The organism is Paenibacillus sp. UNC499MF (genome assembly GCF_900107975.1).
GTDB lineage: Bacteria > Bacillota > Bacilli > Paenibacillales > NBRC-103111 > Paenibacillus_F.
The window spans coordinates 21989-39543 of record NZ_FNVF01000016.1 but is presented as its reverse complement, the minus strand read 5'-3'; the positions used below and the strand labels follow the sequence as shown (position 1 = coordinate 39543).

20 protein-coding genes and 1 other RNA gene are annotated in these 17555 nt (G+C 52.7%); 12 read left to right on the top strand and 9 right to left on the bottom strand.

Features of this window, described 5'->3' with window-relative positions:
• Positions 1-19 precede the first annotated feature (19 nt).
• Positions 20-1324: an MFS transporter gene (locus tag C4S74_RS22770; RefSeq protein ID WP_103997627.1), complete on the top strand. Its 1305-nt coding sequence runs from the start codon at positions 20-22 to the stop codon at positions 1322-1324.
• Between the two features lie 42 nt (positions 1325-1366).
• On the top strand, positions 1367-2092 hold the full coding sequence (locus C4S74_RS22765) for a Mov34/MPN/PAD-1 family protein (protein WP_258042580.1): 726 nt from the start codon (positions 1367-1369) through the stop codon (positions 2090-2092).
• A gap of 88 nt (positions 2093-2180) precedes the next feature.
• On the opposite strand, the gene C4S74_RS22760 is transcribed toward C4S74_RS22765, so the two are convergent.
• Genes C4S74_RS22760 through C4S74_RS22750 form a run of 3 tightly spaced genes read right to left on the bottom strand, consistent with a single transcriptional unit; the run spans position 2181 to position 5525 of the window.
• Entirely contained in the window at positions 2181-2909 is a 729-nt protein-coding gene (locus tag C4S74_RS22760; protein WP_103997625.1) for an exonuclease domain-containing protein, read from the bottom strand.
• A gap of 20 nt (positions 2910-2929) precedes the next feature.
• On the bottom strand, positions 2930-4054 hold the full coding sequence (locus tag C4S74_RS22755) for a DUF294 nucleotidyltransferase-like domain-containing protein (RefSeq protein WP_103997624.1): 1125 nt from the start codon (positions 4052-4054) through the stop codon (positions 2930-2932).
• 43 nt (positions 4055-4097) lie between these two features.
• Complete coding sequence (locus C4S74_RS22750) at positions 4098-5525, bottom strand: ammonium transporter (RefSeq protein ID WP_103997623.1); 1428 nt, start codon at positions 5523-5525, stop codon at positions 4098-4100.
• 306 nt (positions 5526-5831) lie between these two features.
• Between C4S74_RS22750 and C4S74_RS22745 the strand changes: the two genes are divergently transcribed.
• Together C4S74_RS22745 and C4S74_RS22740 are read left to right on the top strand one after the other, a co-directional pair.
• Positions 5832-6263, top strand: a complete 432-nt coding sequence (locus C4S74_RS22745) for a MerR family transcriptional regulator (RefSeq protein WP_009674805.1) — start codon at positions 5832-5834, stop codon at positions 6261-6263.
• 39 nt (positions 6264-6302) lie between these two features.
• Positions 6303-6989 (top strand): zinc metallopeptidase, encoded by a 687-nt coding sequence (locus tag C4S74_RS22740; RefSeq protein WP_103997622.1) that lies wholly within the window; start codon positions 6303-6305, stop codon positions 6987-6989.
• Positions 6990-7118: 129 nt separating this feature from the next.
• Here the strand turns inward: C4S74_RS22740 and C4S74_RS22735 are convergent, their stop codons facing one another.
• The gene (locus C4S74_RS22735; RefSeq protein WP_103997683.1) at positions 7119-8048 is read right to left on the bottom strand and encodes a LysR family transcriptional regulator; all 930 of its coding nucleotides are present in this window, start codon (positions 8046-8048) and stop codon (positions 7119-7121) included.
• Between the two features lie 184 nt (positions 8049-8232).
• Between C4S74_RS22735 and tpx the strand changes: the two genes are divergently transcribed.
• The gene (tpx, locus tag C4S74_RS22730; RefSeq protein WP_103997621.1) at positions 8233-8751 is read left to right on the top strand and encodes a thiol peroxidase; all 519 of its coding nucleotides are present in this window, start codon (positions 8233-8235) and stop codon (positions 8749-8751) included.
• 99 nt (positions 8752-8850) lie between these two features.
• Here the strand turns inward: tpx and C4S74_RS22725 are convergent, their stop codons facing one another.
• The 4 genes from C4S74_RS22725 to C4S74_RS22710 all read right to left on the bottom strand — a co-directional run bounded on the left by C4S74_RS22725 (position 8851) and on the right by C4S74_RS22710 (position 11451).
• Positions 8851-9261: a DUF1499 domain-containing protein gene (locus C4S74_RS22725; RefSeq protein ID WP_103997620.1), complete on the bottom strand. Its 411-nt coding sequence runs from the start codon at positions 9259-9261 to the stop codon at positions 8851-8853.
• 233 nt (positions 9262-9494) lie between these two features.
• Positions 9495-10151: a fructose-6-phosphate aldolase gene (gene fsa, locus C4S74_RS22720; RefSeq protein WP_103997619.1), complete on the bottom strand. Its 657-nt coding sequence runs from the start codon at positions 10149-10151 to the stop codon at positions 9495-9497.
• Between the two features lie 203 nt (positions 10152-10354).
• Positions 10355-10535, bottom strand: a non-coding RNA gene (gene ssrS / locus C4S74_RS22715) — 6S RNA.
• Positions 10536-10644: 109 nt separating this feature from the next.
• Positions 10645-11451: a YesL family protein gene (locus tag C4S74_RS22710; RefSeq protein ID WP_103997618.1), complete on the bottom strand. Its 807-nt coding sequence runs from the start codon at positions 11449-11451 to the stop codon at positions 10645-10647.
• Positions 11452-11591: 140 nt separating this feature from the next.
• Between C4S74_RS22710 and C4S74_RS22705 the strand changes: the two genes are divergently transcribed.
• Positions 11592-11684, top strand: a complete 93-nt coding sequence (locus C4S74_RS22705) for a sporulation protein YjcZ (protein ID WP_103997617.1) — start codon at positions 11592-11594, stop codon at positions 11682-11684.
• A gap of 93 nt (positions 11685-11777) precedes the next feature.
• Here C4S74_RS22705 and C4S74_RS22700 read toward each other — a convergent pair whose 3' ends face one another.
• Positions 11778-13382, bottom strand: coding sequence for a DEAD/DEAH box helicase (locus C4S74_RS22700; RefSeq protein WP_103997616.1), 1605 nt, complete (start codon positions 13380-13382; stop codon positions 11778-11780).
• Positions 13383-13683: 301 nt separating this feature from the next.
• Here C4S74_RS22700 and C4S74_RS22695 point away from each other — a divergent pair, with 301 nt between their 5' ends.
• The 6 genes from C4S74_RS22695 to tatA all read left to right on the top strand — a co-directional run bounded on the left by C4S74_RS22695 (position 13684) and on the right by tatA (position 17434).
• Complete coding sequence (locus tag C4S74_RS22695; protein ID WP_103997615.1) at positions 13684-14217, top strand: DUF4178 domain-containing protein; 534 nt, start codon at positions 13684-13686, stop codon at positions 14215-14217.
• A gap of 155 nt (positions 14218-14372) precedes the next feature.
• Complete coding sequence (locus C4S74_RS22690) at positions 14373-15086, top strand: DUF4247 domain-containing protein (protein ID WP_103997614.1); 714 nt, start codon at positions 14373-14375, stop codon at positions 15084-15086.
• A 255-nt stretch (positions 15087-15341) separates the two neighbouring features.
• Positions 15342-15758, top strand: coding sequence for a DUF2188 domain-containing protein (locus tag C4S74_RS22685; RefSeq protein ID WP_103997613.1), 417 nt, complete (start codon positions 15342-15344; stop codon positions 15756-15758).
• A gap of 158 nt (positions 15759-15916) precedes the next feature.
• The gene (locus C4S74_RS22680) at positions 15917-16738 is read left to right on the top strand and encodes a YitT family protein (protein WP_103997612.1); all 822 of its coding nucleotides are present in this window, start codon (positions 15917-15919) and stop codon (positions 16736-16738) included.
• A 154-nt stretch (positions 16739-16892) separates the two neighbouring features.
• Positions 16893-17081: a hypothetical protein gene (locus C4S74_RS22675; RefSeq protein ID WP_374755410.1), complete on the top strand. Its 189-nt coding sequence runs from the start codon at positions 16893-16895 to the stop codon at positions 17079-17081.
• 131 nt (positions 17082-17212) lie between these two features.
• Entirely contained in the window at positions 17213-17434 is a 222-nt protein-coding gene (gene tatA, locus C4S74_RS22670) for a twin-arginine translocase TatA/TatE family subunit (RefSeq protein ID WP_103997610.1), read from the top strand.
• The last annotated feature ends 121 nt before the right edge of the window (positions 17435-17555 follow it).

Sequence of the window (17555 nt, the reverse complement as noted above, 5' to 3'; positions counted from 1 at the left end):
CAGAAGAGAGGTCAACCACATGGAAAAATCGAAATCCCGAGGGCTTGACATCATTTTCGAGAGTGACCAGAACGACGATTACCAGTTTACCGCCGAACAGACGGCTGAAGGCGGCAAACAAGAAGGGGGCGGCAAAGGCCGGATTCTTGAATTTATGGCCATCGCGACCGTACCGCTTGTGCTGGTACTCGGCAACTCTATGCTGGTCCCTATTCTCCCCCAACTGGAGACCGAGCTGGGCATCACCCAATTCCAGAGCAGTCTGGTCATCACTCTGTTTTCGATAACCGCAGGACTGATCATCCCTATCTCGGGCTACTTGTCCGACCGGTTTACGAGGAAATCGGTGATCATCCCGTCGCTTATCATCTATGGGGCGGCCGGAGTCTTAGCGGCGTTCGGAGCGATCTGGAAATCCTATACGATCCTGATTATAGCCAGAGCCATTCAAGGAATCGGCGCGGCCGGAACGGCCCCCATCGCGATGGCGCTCGTCGGGGATTTATATAAAGGCGGTACGGAGAGCAAGGCCCTTGGCCTGACGGAAGCATCCAACGGGTTCGGCAAGGTGCTCAGTCCCATCCTCGGTTCCCTGCTTGCCCTTATCGTCTGGTATATGCCTTTTTTCGCCTTTCCCGTCTTTTGCGTTCTGGCCCTGCTGGCTATGATGTTCCTCATTCACGAACCTAAAAGCAAGAAGGAACCGACGAAGCTCAAACCTTATCTTCACAAAATCGGGACCATTCTGAAAAATAAGGGACGCTGGCTGATCACTTCCTTTTTCGCGGGCTCGCTAGCGCTTTTTATCCTGTTCGGCGTCCTGTTTTATCTGTCCAACATACTGGAAGAGCCACCCTACAACATTGATGGCGTCAAAAAAGGGCTCGTCCTGGCCATTCCTCTCCTGGGCATGGTTATTACCTCTTACACAACCGGAGCTCTAATCAAGAAAAACGGCACCCTGATGCGTTGGCTGATCAACATCGGCCTGTTAACGATGACGCTTTCCCTGGCATCCACGATTTTCGCTTTTCAGAACTTGTATTTGTTTATCGGACTGCTTACCTTGAGCGCTATCGGCACCGGATTGCTTCTCCCCTGTCTCAATACGATGATCACCGGATCCGTGGAAAAAAGCGAACGCGGTATGATCACGTCCATTTACAACAGCCTCCGATTCATCGGCGTGGCCTTCGGTCCGCCCATTTTCGGCTGGCTGATGGATAAATCCGACCGGCTCATTTTTATAACCGTCGCCTCTTTGGCGGGTGTGACGCTGCTTCTCGTGTTTTTCCTTGTTAAACCGCAGGGGAAAATAAGCTGATCCGTTGAGTGCGGCACGGGATTTCGCTATAATTAGCGCATGATGAACGCGAATCGGTTAACTGAAATCAAAGTAAGCCCGTCCCTGTATACGGAATGGCTGGAGCGCTTCGGCGGATTTCCCGCCGAAGAAGCGTGCGGGTTCGTCTACGGAAAAATTCGCAAGCAGACCGCATATGTCTCCTCTTTTGCGTGGGTTGCGAATGTTTCGGAGCACCCCACCCGCTCTTTCCGAATGTCTCCATCCGATATTATGATTCATTTGGGCGGCGGAACAACCGGGAATGACCGGCGGGCAGAGGCTTCGGAAGATCCCGTACTGCTGGGACTGTTCCACTCCCACCCCCGCACGCCCGCTTTGCCGTCTCACGAGGACGTTTCGGCCTTTCGGCTGTGGCCGGAGCTGCCCTCCTTCTGGATTGTCTCCCTGGAGCGCTCCGTCCCCCAAACCGCAGTTTACGCTTGGGAGGAGCCGCTGGAGAGCGGCAGCGGTGCTTCACCCGGGCCGTCCGAATCGTCTGTTTCCGCCAATAAGGCCGTGACAACTGTGGATACGGGACAGATCCGCATTGTGAGTCCCTCCGTCAAGGAGTGGAGGACCGATCGGATAGAGCCGGTTGAAGCAACCACTCCGTTTGACCAGTCCGATAAGACTACAAGCCTCTCAAGACTCCGCGTGGGGCCCGGCCGACCACCGCGCAGCGTCGCAGCGCGCGCCTGGGATTCGCGCTTGCTCCGTAAAATCCCGCTTTATATAGAAGCGCCATAAACCAAAAAAAGCAAGCAGATTTCGCGGCTTTCCGCAATCTGCTTGCTTTGTTCGTTCACGAGCCTTTATGGTCGCTTTTCTTTAAGTCCTAAGTTTTGCTGAGAAGGGCATACAGATCGCCAAGCGTATCCACACCCATTTCACGGATGTCTTCCAGAAGCTTCTTCCACAGCTCGGCGGTCATCAGAGAGTCGTCCAATGCGTGATGTCTTCTCAGCACAGGAAGCTTATAAATCTCAAGCAGAGAATCGAGGGTATAGTCTTTGCGCCGGGGCATCAGCCATTTGGCCACCATCATCGAATCCAGCACCCGGTGGGAGAGGCTGACTTTGGAGGTTTTCCAGAGCGCCGCATTCAAGAATGCTCTGTCATGGGCGGAGCCATGCGCCAGCAAAACCCGTGCGCCGACAAACTCGAAAAATTCACGCAGGGCCGTAATCAAGTCCGGCGCTTCGGCCGCCTCTTCCGTCCGGATTCCGGTCAACTCTTCGATATGAGGGGGAATCGGCCGGTTAGGATTCACAAGGGTGTAAAACGTCTTCTCTTCGAGCAGGCTCCCGGCCATCGATACGGCGCCGATCGAAATGATCTCGTCCCCCGACGAGGAGAAGCCCGTTGTTTCCAGATCAAAAACAACCACTTTAAGATTGTGCAGATGTGTGTCCAGCAGCGAGTGTCTGCGCTGATCCTTCAGAAGCTGGCGGATAAACGCCATCTGCTGGGCATTGCGCGGATTAAACACCGATGTAATCGCCGGAGTCAGTCCGCCCATCTTGTAAAGCCTCCACATACCGCCGCCGGGTCCGCTCTCTTTCATCGTTTTACTCCTTTCCCGTCCTATTGTCCGGCATGCCCGCGCGGCTTGGCGTCGGAAGCATCCCGGCCTTTGACGGAACCCCGCACCTGCCGGATAACCTTCCGCTGAAGCGCTCTCCCGAATTTAAGGCCGTTTTTCAGCTCCCTTCTGCATTCGCGGGTCAGCTTCTCGGCGGGCAGTATGCCCGCAGTCGCGAAATGTCCGTTTTTCCTGTAAAAAGGCGTACTCAGCCTCATCTTCAATGAGCTCAGAAACACTTCGCGGCAAGCGGTACCGGTCTCATCCGAAAGAGCCCCATTGTCCATGAGCGCAGCTATTCTTTTGAGAGTAGAGGAATGGGATACTCCGTTCTCCAGGGCCAGCAGACGAACCGCGTTCACGAGCGGGATATAAAGCCCGTATTTGATATCCACGCCTCCCGCGTAAGGTCCGTACCGCTCCGTAACCAGACGCCCCAGCAGGCCCATCGGCACTTTGTGGTGCAGCGTGTTGGCGAGCAGCGGCTGGAGCAGCCGGCGGTTGCGGGATATGGTCTCGTGGAAAGTCTGTTTAAGCCGGTTTGCCAGAGCTTCGCTGCCGTACACACATCTTAAGTCGGCCGCGATCAGCAAATAACGGACATTTTCCCAAACGGGCTCCGCAAACCAGCCGCCGAGCTGATCTTCCCAGCCTGACTCGCTTCTTCTCCACATCGAGTTCTCGGCAAGCACCCTCCCCGTACACGGAGGATATCCTGCCAGCTCCAAGCCTTGACGGATTCGTTGTGCCAGTTTGCTGAAATATCCGTCCGCCGCAGCTTCCATGCCTTCCGGGGGATTTTCATAAACCAGTCCGTTGTCCTGGTCGCTCCACGGCGTCTGTTCCTCACGTCCGCCGCTTCCCATAAGCAGGAACGCGTAAGGGAGCGGGGGTTCTCCCGCTCCTTCCGCCGCCAGGCGTTTTTCCGCCAATAAAATCATCTTCCGGATCATGGTATCGTGTGTGAAATTCAGCTCTTTGTACACTAAAACCGTCGTTCCCTCTCCGGCTTCCTTGCTGAATAAATCCTGCATATCCGCACGGATCAAAGCCAGTTCATCCGAACCTTCGGCACGGTTGATCCGTGTGCGGAGCATCTGCCAGGCCGAGCCAATTGTCAGTTCCATGACCATTATCTCCTTAGATGAGTCGGGTCCGGGACGGACTCGCTCACGAAACCGGCACCGAACGGCCGCCCTCATCGGACTGTTTTACCGGTGTGTGCGCTTCGATAACGTGGTTCATCTGCTCCGGATATCCGTAAGTGCCGTGCTCAGCCAAATCCAGCCCCATGATTTCTTCTTCTTCCGTAACGCGCAGACCCGTTGTCACCTTAATGAGTCCGAGAACGACGAAGGAAATGGCAAGAACGAAAATCAGCGCGCCAGCAACTCCGATAAATTGCACCCACAGCTGGTGAAAACCGCCCCCGTAGAACAAGCCCGCTCCGCCTACGTTGACCGTTTTGGCCAGTTCCGGCGTAGCGAAGAATCCCGTGGACAGCGTGCCCCAAATCCCCGCGATCCCGTGCACGGAAAATGCGTAGACCGGATCATCGATGCCTTTCTTTTCGAACCAGAGCGCCGTAAAAAAAGTGATTCCGCCCGCAATGGCTCCGATAGCGATCGACGCCAGAGGCGTAACGAACGCGCAGGAAGCCGTAATCGCGACAAGTGCCGCGAGCACGCCGTTCAGCATGCTTGGAATATCCGATTTGCCGAAATAAATCCAGGACACCACCATAGCGGCTACGCCGCCCGCCGCCGCCGCGAGGTTCGTCGTCAAGGCGATATAGCCGAAGAACCCGTCTCCCATTGCACTGAGCGTGCTGCCCGGATTAAAGCCGAACCATCCGATCCAGATGATGATGACGCCGAGCACGGAAAGCACCTGATTGTGACCCGGAATTTTATTGGGTGAGCCGTCTTTATTGAATTTTCCGATACGCGGCTTCAGGAGGATGGTTGCCACCAGTGCGGCAGTGGCTCCCTGCAGATGCACAACCGTGGAGCCTGCAAAGTCCTGCATACCGATCTTGGACAGCCAGCCGCCGCCCCAAACCCAGTGGGCCACGATCGGATAAATCACGACAGTGAAAAGCAGGCCGAAAATAAAGTAAACCGGCAGCTTGGCGCGTTCGGCGAAGCCTCCCCACGCGATTGCGAGAGAAACGCCCGCAAAGGCCAGCTGGAACAAAAACTTGATCGTGATCGGAACGTCCGAAGCGCTCAAAGAAACGAATGCATCGGCGTTAACCCCGTCCATGAAGAAACCGGACAGACCGAACAAGTTGTTGTTAAACAATCCGGCCCCGTCTCCAAAGGCAAGCCCGAAACCGAAGGCCCAGAATGCGATCGCGCAGATTCCGAAAGTGAGAATGGTTTTACCCGCCACGTGACCGGCATTTTTCATCCGGGTCGAGCCTGCTTCCAGCAAAGCGAAACCGGCCTGCATAAAAACGACCAGCATAGCGGCGACCAGCACCCAAACCGAGTTGATCGCGGCCTGTAATTGTTCCGGCGTCGGCCCTTCCGCAAATGCCAGAGTCGGAAAAGCCATACTGAGAAGCGCTAACCCGATCAGTGTCTTTTTAATCATAGATACCAGCCCTTTCATGTCAGGTTTATTAACACAATAATTGATTATTGTCATTATACGCGAACGATTCTTATAAATACAATAGGTTTCGTTCACTTTTCGGATGATTTTTTGTTGAAAATCTATTATTTTTCTAAATTTTTCAATATATTTATCATAATGTGTCATGTACATGTAAAGTATATTTATGTTCATCAAAATGTCAAAAGCATTACGTTTGACTGTACGGTTTAGGATCGGGTATCATTAGGCTGAGGTAAATACGTGCGAACAACAAATTTTAAAGGAGGGGCAAATCATGGGGATATGAAGCTTCATAGAATCGGAGAGTTGTCCCGGTTGGCGGGAGTCAGCCCCAGGACGATCGATTATTACACCAAGCTGGGCCTGATTCATCCCGAGAAAAGATCGGACACCAATTACCGCCTGTATTCGGATGAAACCTTGCTGCGGCTCAAACGTATTGAAGAGATGAAAAAAGAGAAATATACGTTGGAAGAAATCCGTACAACGATGCTGAAGCTGGACAAAGCGGCTCACGACGAACATGTGACCGATAAGCTGACATCTTATCAGGTGCTGCTCGGCCAACTGCAGAAAGAAATCAAGGAACTCGATCCTATGATTCAGCAGTTGAAACCGAATCAGCTCAAGAAGATTTATAATCTGATTACTCAGCCTACCGCCGCATGCGTCGAAGCACTGCTCTATCTGCTCGGCAAAGGTCCCTTTACGTAACGGATCCCCGCGATATCTTGACTATGGAGGTCTGCAGCTATGTTTTTTCATCCTATGGATTTTCTTATTTTCATTGCATTCGGCTTATCCATATGGGCTTCGTTCCGGGTACGCGGCACGTTCAACCGGTGGTCTCAAGTACCCGTTCAATCCGGTATGACCGGATACGAAGCGGCCCGCCGCATGCTCGACGCGGAAGGGCTGTACGATGTTCCGATCGAACCGGTTCCCGGAGCTCTTTCGGACCACTACGATCCCATCTCCAGAACGGTGCGTCTTTCCGAACCTGTCTATTACGAAAGCACCATCTCGGCCGTTTCGGTAGCTTGTCACGAAGTCGGCCACGCGATTCAGCACCAGGTGCATTACCCTATGCTGGTTGCGCGCCACAAGATGTTCCCGGTCGTCAACTTCGCTTCCGGCGTAGCTCCGCTTCTGCTTATCGCAGGCCTTATTTTTCAGCAGTTTGATGTTCTGCTTCTTCTGGGTATCATCTTCTTCTCCGCCGCCGTACTTTTCCAGCTCGTGACTCTGCCGGTCGAGTTCAATGCCAGCAACCGGGCACGTGAGCTTATGATCGCAGGCGGTTTTATTACTAACGAAGAAGAGCAGGGCGTAGCCAAAGTGCTTAACGCGGCCGCCTTGACTTATGTGGCTGCGGCCCTTATCTCGCTGCTTGAGCTTGTTAAGTATGTCATGATTTTCAACAGCCGTTCCGACGATTAATGCGGCAATATTATTCCGGCGCACCGAACGCCCGCAAACCTCAAAAAGCTTTCGTCTTCAAGGACGAAAGCTTTTTTTCTTTTATTAAAGGGAAGTCGACCGTCATCCTTACCGGATGCCGTTAACGGGCTAAGTCCCGTTCACCCCGTCCTTGGACCTGTTCGGACTGAGATCCGACGCGGGCTGGAATTCCATCAGAAACCGGCTGAAAAGCTCAGTCACGAGCGGAAGCTTCTCATCCCTCCGGCGGATAACGCCAACGGTACGCGTTACTTTCGGATCGACTTTCACCACACACGGCTCGATATGCGTCGAATAGCGCAGCGCCAGCTCGGGAAGAAGACTGACGCCCATCCCCGCCGCGACGAGCCCGCGGATCGTGTCCGTTTCCTCTCCCTCGAATTCGATCTTCGGCACAAACCCCGCCTTAAGGCAGGCGTTCATCACGATCGGACGAAGCGAATACTGCTCGCCGAACATAACAAACGGCTCCTCCTTCAGCTGCTCCAGCCGGATGCTTTTGAAGCCGGCCAGCGCATGGTTAGGCGGCAGCACAGCCAGCAGCTCCTCCGTAAGCATCACTTCTCCCTTCACAAGCTCGTGCGTCTCCGGACACGGCGATATGATCGCGAGATCGATTTCGCCTTCTGTAACGTCACGAATAAGACTCGTGTAAGTTCCCTGCTTTAAACGGAATTTAACGTTGGGATGTTCTTTCTTGAAGCGGGATATAAACGCGGGAAGAATGGAAACGGATACGCTATGAGGAAAACCGACCCGAATCTCACCGCCCTCGGGATCCAGAAATTCACGGACTTCCCCCACCGCGCGTTCCAAATCGGTCAAAATATGCTCCGCCCGGCCCAGAAACAGCCTTCCCGCCGGAGTCAGCTGCAGATTGCGGCCTTTCTGGACAAACAAGCGTACACCGAGCTCCTCCTCCAACTGGCGGATTTGCCGGCTTACGGCAGACTGGGCCACGCGAAGCTCTTCGGCCGCCTGCGTCATATGCTGTTTTCTGGCCACTTTCACGAAATACTGCAGTTGTCGTAACTCCACATGATCCTCCCCCATAGCAGGTGCTTCCATCTCTACCTATTATAGCCGATTTGGGAGTTGCCGAGAACCGCTCCCGCATGGGCTTTCGCCTCAAGAGGGTTGGACAACCCCTTGAACGCGAGGGTATAATAGGGAGGGCTGGAATTTCCAGTTCTTTTCGTATAATCGATAAGGAGGAATACATATGACACAAGAACGCAAGGGTGCAGCCACATTCAAAGGCAACCCGATCACACTCGTCGGTCCAGAGCTTAAAGCCGGCGATGCAGCACCGGATTTCAAACTGAACAAAGACCTCCTGAACGAAGTTTCCCTTTCGGATTATGCCGGCAAGGTGAAGCTGATCAGCGTGGTACCTTCCATCGATACGGGCGTATGCGACGCTCAAACCCGCCGTTTTAACGAAGAAGCCGCCAAGCTCGGCGATAACGTAGCCGTTCTCACGGTCAGCGTCGATCTTCCTTTCGCGCAAGCCCGCTGGTGCGGTGCGGCAGGCATCGACCAGGTCGTCCTGCTGTCCGACTACAAAGCGAAGTCCTTCGGACAAGCTTACGGCGTTCTGATTCAAGAACTCCAGCTCGACATGCGTTCCATCTTCGTCATTGATGCCAATGACAAGATCCAGTATGTGGAGTACCTCGGCGAAATGACCGAGCACCCGAACTACGAGGCTGCAATCGAAGCGGTTAAGAAGCTCGTATAATTCTCCCGGATAAAAAGAAAACAGCACAGGAATCGATGCGCTCATCGAATCCTCTGCTGTTTTTTTATGCCTGCGAAGCCGCCTCAAGAAGCTTAAGCGTTAGCGGCTGATTTTGTAAGCTGCCAGCTTTTTGTCCAGCTGTTTGTAAATATCCAGGATGGTCCGGTAATTGGAACCGAGGTCCCCCATGTTCCCGCGGGAAGCCGAATAAATATCAATAGCCGTTGTCGTCGGATTAACCTCAAACAAAGTAATCGTAATATCCTGAGTACGTCCGAGAGCCGTACGCTTTTCCACCACAATCTCTCCGACATTCTTTACTTCGTGGAGAAGTTTGTATCCGGGTGTTTTTTTGATCATTCCGACGGTTTCTTCCCACACCTGGTCTTTGGATAATTTGTAGTAACGGGTTTTTAATTCCGGATCTTTGGCTTTCTCACCGGTTGTCTCGAAACTGCGAAGCAAACCGACTAACGTTCGTTTCAAAGTCGTTCCCCCTTCATGAAGCATATCCAGACTGCTTGCCAAACCACACTAAAAACAATCTTACCATTCTTTGCAGGGAAGCAAAAGAGGAGAACGGCAAAAACCGGGCATAAATCCCTGGGCATTTTATTGAACAGCGGCTAAATAACCAATTTCATCCATCCTTACCGCATTTCTATGAATAAAAAGCCTCTCCGCAGAGAGGCTTCTAATTTATACGGGGTCATGTTTCACTTGAATATCCGCCCCTGATTTCTTTAAAAAGTTTTCTGATTGGCGCTTTCCCAGTCTTTCATAAACCGTTCCACTCCGGCATCGGTCAGCGGATGCTTCATCATGGCTTCGATTACTTTGAACGGCACCGTGGCGATATGAGAACCTAAGAGGGCAGCCTCGATCACATGCGTAGAATGACGCACGCTTGCCGCAATAATTTGTGTCGGCAGCTCGTGTACGGTAATAATCTGGCTCACTTCTTCAATCAGATGCATGCCTACCTGGTTAATGTCATCGAGCCGTCCGATGAACGGAGATACATAGGTAGCTCCCGCGCGTGCCGCCAGAAGCGCCTGTGTGGAACTGAAAACAAGGGTCACGTTGGTTTTAATGCCTTGGTCGCTGAAACGCTTCGTCGCCTTAAGACCGTCCGCGGTCATCGGAACCTTAATCACGATCCCGCTGCCGATTTTCGCAAGCTTCTCGCCCTGCTGGACCATTCCTTCCACATCCGTGGCGACAACTTCGGCGCTGATCGGCAGATCGCCTACGATGTCTACGATTTCCTTGAGGGTCTCAAAGAAATCGCGTCCCTCTTTGGCAATCAGAGACGGATTCGTCGTGATTCCGGAAATAACCCCCAGCTCGTGCGCTTCTTTAATCTCGTTTACATTGGCCGTATCAAGAAACAGCTTCATACACGATCCACCACTTTCGGCAAAATTTTTGATCTCTATGTACATTCACATTCCACTTTTTCACCATAGCATAAAAATGGTTCCAATACAAAAAGGGTCCGCTCCTGTAGCTTCTCTTTAAATTACCCTTTTTCGGACAAAATAAAAACAGCCCCGTTTACGAAGCTGTGTCTTTTTTTAAGATTCGCATGTATGAAGACATAAAAAAACCCGCAAATGCCGTCCGGTTTAATAGTTTCAAACCTGCTTTAGCAGGTGGGTGATCGCAGAAGCGTTTTTGAAGTCCCTTTTCGGGGGCATGTCAGCCGCGCTTCAATATGGATCTCCCGAGAAACAATCATTGGTTTAAAACAAAAGAAACCGAAACGTACATCGCAGGATTTTGTTTGTATCCCTATTATAAGACAATCGCGAACCGGATTCAACTGGAATCGACTGTCTTTTGTAAGAATAGGTCTATCGCTTCAGAACGCCGTTGAAAAAGGGACCGGGGCTATAGTTTGTCAGACTCTTTCTTTGTCGAATCGTCAACCCGGACGGCCGCCGTATCCAGCTCGGGCGCCTGCCCGTTCTCTTCCTCCAGCCGCTCGCGTTCAGCCTCTTCCAGCGCCTCCTGCTTGCGTTTGATTTTCTCGAAGCTCCGGTTGAACTGCCAGAACGAGAAAGTCGCGCTGACGCTGCCGGCGAAAAATACGAGCAGGAAACTGAAACGGAAACTGATGATCACGATCGCCACGTTCCCGATAATCGTCATCACGCTTGTCACGGGATTGCCGATCGTCAGCAGGATGGCGTTCTTGATGATTTGCACAATCTTCATATGAAGATGGGACATGATGCAGAAGAAATTGAAAAAAGCGCCGATCAGCAAAATTCCCATGGCCAGGAACATATAGGACAGAAGGGAGAGCGCGCTGTCGAGCCCCGCGTAAAACCGGTAACTCACGAACAGAATCAGGGCGAATAACACGAAGGCGATGCCTCCGATCATGCTCTGAAGAAAGTTTTCTTTGTAGCCGCGGAAGAAGGTTTTGAACAGAGGCACATCTTCATCCCCGGTCACCCACTTACGGGCTACCGTGAACATCGCAGCCGTAGAAGGAAACAGTGTAAACGGTGCCAATATACCCATTAAAACAAGCGATTGCACCATAATATCCGCTTGGCCCGAAGTAAGCCCGGCTAACGCAAAAAAGAAAAACGGAATGCTGCAAAGAATCCACAGCAGATTAATGGCGGACAGCCTCATGATCCATTCGGAAATCCGGTAAAAGCCGCCCATTAGTCCTCTAAATTCCAAACCCTTGTCCCCCTCTGTAGATGTTAATTCTTATTATAGCCTATTTTGTAGAGCATAGGTAGCCGCCCTTTCTTTTCTTCCCCGCAGGCATATTCTGTTAAGGTAATACAGCTTCAAATCATTCACGAGGAGGAGATTACATGTCTGGTGTTGGCGGCGCTTTTACTTCCACAGGTGCGATTCTGGTACTCTTCATTCTGCTGGTTATCATCACTCGTTCTTTCCTCTACTAATCATTCCTGAACAAATCCGTCCGAATTAATTTAACGCGAATCTCCAAAAAAAATGACGACCCGTCGGGGTCGTCATTTTGATATGGGGATCAATTAAGCGTTGGAATCTTCACTGCGGCGGGAGCTGCCGGAACGATTGTAATCGGAACCGCCGCTGCGGGAACCGTATCCGCCACTGGAACGGCTGTCACGGTCACGGTCGCGGTAATCGCGTCCGCCGTCTCTTCCGCGGGAAGAGGAAGAAGAACCGTAGCGCGATCCGCCTTGGCCGGAGCGGGAGCCGTAGCCTCCGCCGGAACGGCCGTCGCCTCTGCGGTCGCTGCCGTAGTTAACTTTACGTCCGGAGCTGCGCACGTCAACACGGCGCTTCTTCGCACGGATCGGATCTTCCGGAGTCAGCTCTACGGATACTTCCTTCTTCTCACCGCCGGTAAGAAGCTGAAGAGCCGCTGCAAGCAGGTTGACGGAATCGTATTCCTCAAGAAGCTGAATAGCTACGCCTTTGAATTCGTTGTGCTTTTCTTCTTGAAGTAGGTTGATGATGCGTTCAGCCGTTACCTTTTGCTTGCCTTCCATAGCCTCGGCCGGGCTCGGCATAGGTTTCTTAGGAATGCGGTGACGGGTTACTTTCTCGATGAAGTGCAGGTGATCGATCTCACGCGGCGTTACGAACGTCCAAGCCGTTCCTTCTTTGCCCGCGCGGCCCGTACGGCCGATCCGGTGAACGTAGCTTTCCGGGTCCTGCGGAAGGTCGAAGTTAACGACGTGAGTTACGCCGGAAACGTCGAGACCGCGCGCCGCCACGTCCGTAGCGACAAGCACTTCGATGCTGCCGTCACGGAATTTGCGCATAACGTTGTCACGCTGGTTCTGGGACAAGTCACCGTGCAGGCCTTCAGCGGCATAACCGCGCTTCTGCAGGGCTTCCGCCAACTCGTCGACACGGCGCTTCGTACGTCCGAATACGATCGCCAGTTCCGGGGACTCCATGTCGATGAGACGGCTGAGCGCTTCGAATTTCTGCTTCTCATGCACTTCGATGTAAGCCTGATCGATAAGCGGAGCGCTTACGTGCTTAGGAATAACCGATACATGCTGAGGATTCGTCAGGAACTGTTGAGCCAGCTTCTGAATGTTAGGAGGCATTGTTGCCGAGAAGAGCATCGTGTGGCGCTCTGCAGGTACAAGGCTCAGGATGGACTGAATGTCATCCATGAAGCCCATGTCGAGCATTTCGTCCGCTTCGTCGAGAACGACGGTTTTAACATCTTCGAGCTTGATCGTTTTACGGTTGATGTGGTCAAGCAGACGTCCCGGCGTACCGATGATGATTTGAGGTCTCTTCTTCAGCGCGCGGATTTGCTTGCCGATATCTTGTCCGCCGTAGATCGGCAGGGAGCGGATGCCTTTGAAGCGTCCGAGTTTGCTGACTTCTTCCGCAACTTGAATGGCAAGTTCGCGGGTCGGGCACATGATAAGTGCAACGATCTTCTCTTCGCTTGGCTCGATTTTGCTTACGAGAGGAATACCGAAAGCGGCCGTTTTACCCGTACCGGTTTGCGCCTGGCCGATCAGATCGTTTCCTGCAATCGCAAGCGGAATCGTTTTTTCCTGAATCGGGGTCGATTCTTCGAAACCCATTTCTGTAATAGCTTTAATTACTTTTGCATCTAAATCAAATTCTGAAAAATTTTTCAATCCGTTCATTCTCCTTTTATCCGATGAAGATTTCTCTTCTTTTATATACCCTTAAGCACGACTTTTCTTCCTTAACATCCGTTCATCCGTGCGGAAACCCTATCCCGAATTGCCCTTATCCTAATTCGTAGAGCCGCCCTTAAGAATATCTCGACTAGTATAACATATTTTACTCAAGCTTTTCCAGTGACTATTTGCCCATGTGCGGGGAGGAAGAGGGTCTGTCATCGAAACCTTAATCGCTTTTCATCGTATATAATGGACAGAAGAACACCAGATTAAACGTAAGGAGCGTCCCTTTATGTCTATATTCAAACGCGTAGGTAACATTATCCGCAGCAACAAGCAGCAGGAACCGGTCAGACAAGCGAATCCTTTCGAGGAATCCCGCGTCGGCGATATCGTCAACGTGGATCTCGAGGAGTACGTCGTTTCCGGGAAAGTCATTTATTTCGACAGGGGTTTCGAGCCTCACCGCTATGCGTATTATCTTCAGAGCGGCAAAGACGTCCGCTGCCTGCTCATCGAGAAAGGCCGTTCTTACGAGTGCTTCCTCTGCGATTTCATGGAAGGGGCGCTCGACGATCCGAACGACGTTCCTTCCCGGCTCGAGCTTGACGGAGAGGACACGTTTGAACTGGAGCATCACCGCAGCGATGTGACCCGTTCGGAAGGCAACACCGATTTCCGCAGCGGCGACGAAGTCATGATCTGGAGATACTTCGGACCTGACGACCGCTATTTCTTCCTGCAATGGCAGGACGGCAAATTCGTCGCCATGCAGGGCGAACGCACGCCGGCCTCGCAGGTCAAGTTTATGCGGGCGACGCTTTAACGTCCCGCGGGCGGCGGAAAACTCGGTTCGTTGTTCCGGCGGCAACCGGCGCTGAGGCTGCAGACGGCCGCACAGACAGCCTGTGCGGCTTCTCCAGTTAAACGGAGGCTTCTGTTTTTTTGATCCCCCTTCAGCCTTCAGGAGGTGCCTTCCGCTTGAACAAATGGACATCATGGATTTCCTGCCTGCTAGTATTTGTTCTGCTCGCGGGCTGCGCCCCCAACGCCAGCGATTTCGTCCGGCAGGAATATAATCTGACCAGCGCCGACGGATCGGGCAGCAATTTATCGAAAGTATACACCGCGGAGAATAAGGACGTACCCGCAGTGGCCAAGGAACTCGCCGACCGGGAGAAGCCGCGCGAGATCAGCAAGGAATCGCAGGATCAGATGTTTTTGCTCTATCCCGACAAGGTCATCAACCTGCAGCGGGACGAGCAAAACCCGGCGAATACCCTGGTGCAGGTGGATACCATCCAATATGCCAGGGAGCATTACTCGCCCTCCTTCCTGCAAACCTTCCTGACCGTTGCCATGCTCCAATCCGTTCTTGGCGGCGGATTTTTCAACAGCCGCGGAATCAGCGATTACCGCGGCTACCGCTCCACCCCGACCTACCGGGGGACACCCGGCGGATATTCCCCCGGCACCGGCACCGGTACGGGCACGACCAAACCGCCCGTAACGTCGGACCGCGAAGGGTCGTTCCGCACTCCTGGCAGCCCGTCCGGTACGACCGGCGGGATCGGAGCCGGAACGGGAGCCGGCGACCGCCGCGGCGAGATCACGAAGCCCGGACGCATCAAGCGCGGAATCGGGACAAGACCCGGAACCAGCGGGCGGTCCGGATCTTTCAAGAGGCGGCGGTAAGACGGCCGCGGCACGATTCCATGCATCCGAAGCCAGCCTTTTCGGGCGCTAGTCCGGGAAAAAGCAAGCCGTGCGGCTGTCCGCTGGACAGCCGCACGGCTTTTTTTGCATGGGAGTGGTTGACCGCCGTTTATGTGAAGACGAGCACCGCGCTGGGAGCTTCGCACTGGTGCAAACCTTCTGGTTAATCCTTCCGCCATTCGGGTAAGAGAACAGCGAGCATGCTATAGAAGCATACCGGAAGGAGGAACGATCATGCCTTGGACCAAAAACGACTATCCGCCCTCAATGAAAAACTTGCCCGAGCGGGTGCGCAAGAAAGCCGTTGAAATCGCCAACGCCCTGCTCGGCGACGGATACGAGGAAGGCCGCGCCATCGCGATTGCTACCGCGAAAGCGGAGGAATGGGAAGACAATCATCCCGACCACCGGAGCGGCGGCGAAAGCGGTACGGAAGGACGGGCTTCTTCCTCTCACTCCTCGCCGCTCCATGTCGTGCCCGACGGTGACGGCTGGGCCGTTAAAGCCGAGGGTGAAGACAAACCTCGTTATGAAGCGGACACGAAAAGCGACGCGGTCAAAAAAGCCGACAAGCTTGCTTCCGATGCCAACACGAGAGCCGTTATCCACAAGAAAGACGGCACCGTCCAGAACTCGCACAATTACTCTTAACTGCACAAACGGACCGGCTGAAAGTAACCTGAGGGGTGCAATTACAGGTTTATTTTCGAAAAGGTCCGTTTTTTTATTAACCTCCGGTCAATTCCTCTTGATGTTTATCCCGGATGAGTGGTACTTTTAATCTGCATACTACTTCTTGAGGTGATCGTGTGGACAAAAAAGGGATTTCCATCGCGGTTGTACTACTCGGCGCGGCGCTTGTCGCGTTCGGCTTTAACATGTTTCTTATTCCGCACGAACTCCTGAGCGGCGGAGTATCCGGTATTGCGATGGTTATCGGATATTTGACGAACATGGATATTTCCATTTTATATTTCGTTCTGAATCTGCCCTTGATCATCTGGGGACTCATCATCATCGGGCGCCGGTTCATTGTGCTCAGCCTCGCGTCCGTTATCGCCACGACCTGGTTCATGCAGCTGATTCCGGTCCGCGGGCTGGTGCAGGAGCCGATTCTCGGGGCCGTATTCGGCGGCGTGCTTGTTGGAATCGGTGCCGGGATCACGATGCGGGCGGGCGGCTCCACGGGCGGGTTCGATATCGTGGGCTCCATTCTGACGCGCAAGCGCGACTTCCCTCTCGGCCAGATGCTGTTCGCTTTGAACGGCGGCGTTATTTTTATGCTCGGGTACGCTAAAAACAACTGGGACCTCGCTCTCTTCTCGATGCTGTCCATTTATATTGCCGGCAAGGTAATCGATACGATTCATATCCGTCATATAAAAGTGACCGCCTTTATCGTGACGAAGCAGAGGGATGCGCTTCTGGAGAAGCTTCTCGTAATTCCGCGCGGGGTGACCGTCATCCGTACCGAAGGGGCTTATACGAATCAGGAACAGAGCCTCCTGATGACGGTGACGACGCGTTACGAACTCGTCGGCCTGCAGAAAATTATCAAAGAAACCGATCCTAAAGCGTTCGTGAACGTGGTCGAAACGGTCGGTGTCCTCGGCGAATTCCGCCGTCAATAGCGCCGGACTTATCCGCAGCTATCCAAGATGTGCCCATGCAACCCGCGGTTCTTTATGGTATAATGAAAGAAGGCTTCAGCTTGGCTTCATTTCGGTTTACGAGTATATTTCCGCTTAGCTTTCTCATCAAATCCGGATAGGAAGGATGATGGAAATGGAAACCGTAAAACTGTCTCATATCGTGAAGACTTACACCCCGGAGCTTTATACGTTTTTAACGCGTACGGAACTCAATTCCGAAATCGTCCTCGTGAACGGACTTCAGTCCCTGGACCAAGAAGATGTGATTGAAATTGTACAGTTTAGCATAAACGAGAACCGCAAAAACACCCTCCTTCAATAAGGGGGGTGTTTTTTTATATATATTCACAAAAAAGTAGCAAATGAACTGGATTGGTGTCCCATTACATGATATGATAAGGGCACGATTGAATAGCCTGGTTGCATGCCGGCATCGAATTGGAGGTGCATGTAATGAATTTTTTCTCTCCATGGCATTTACTGCTCGTTGTTCTAGTTGCCTTACTGCTTTTCGGACCAAGCAAACTGCCTGAACTGGGACGCGGCTTCGGACGTATGTTCAGAGAGTTCAAGGACGCGACTAACGGTCTCGTTTCCGACGAACCGAACCAAGCGGCTCCGGCGCGTAAAGAAGTCAACACTAATTCTTCCGTCGAAGAAGAAGCGCGGAAATAATTGTATACACCCACTTTATACACAGAAGACTCCGCGTGAACGCATGCAGGGTCTTTTTTATTTGAACTTGAATTGTAAAACAAAAAGCAGACCGGCGAGAGAGTTCTCTTGCCGGTCTGTT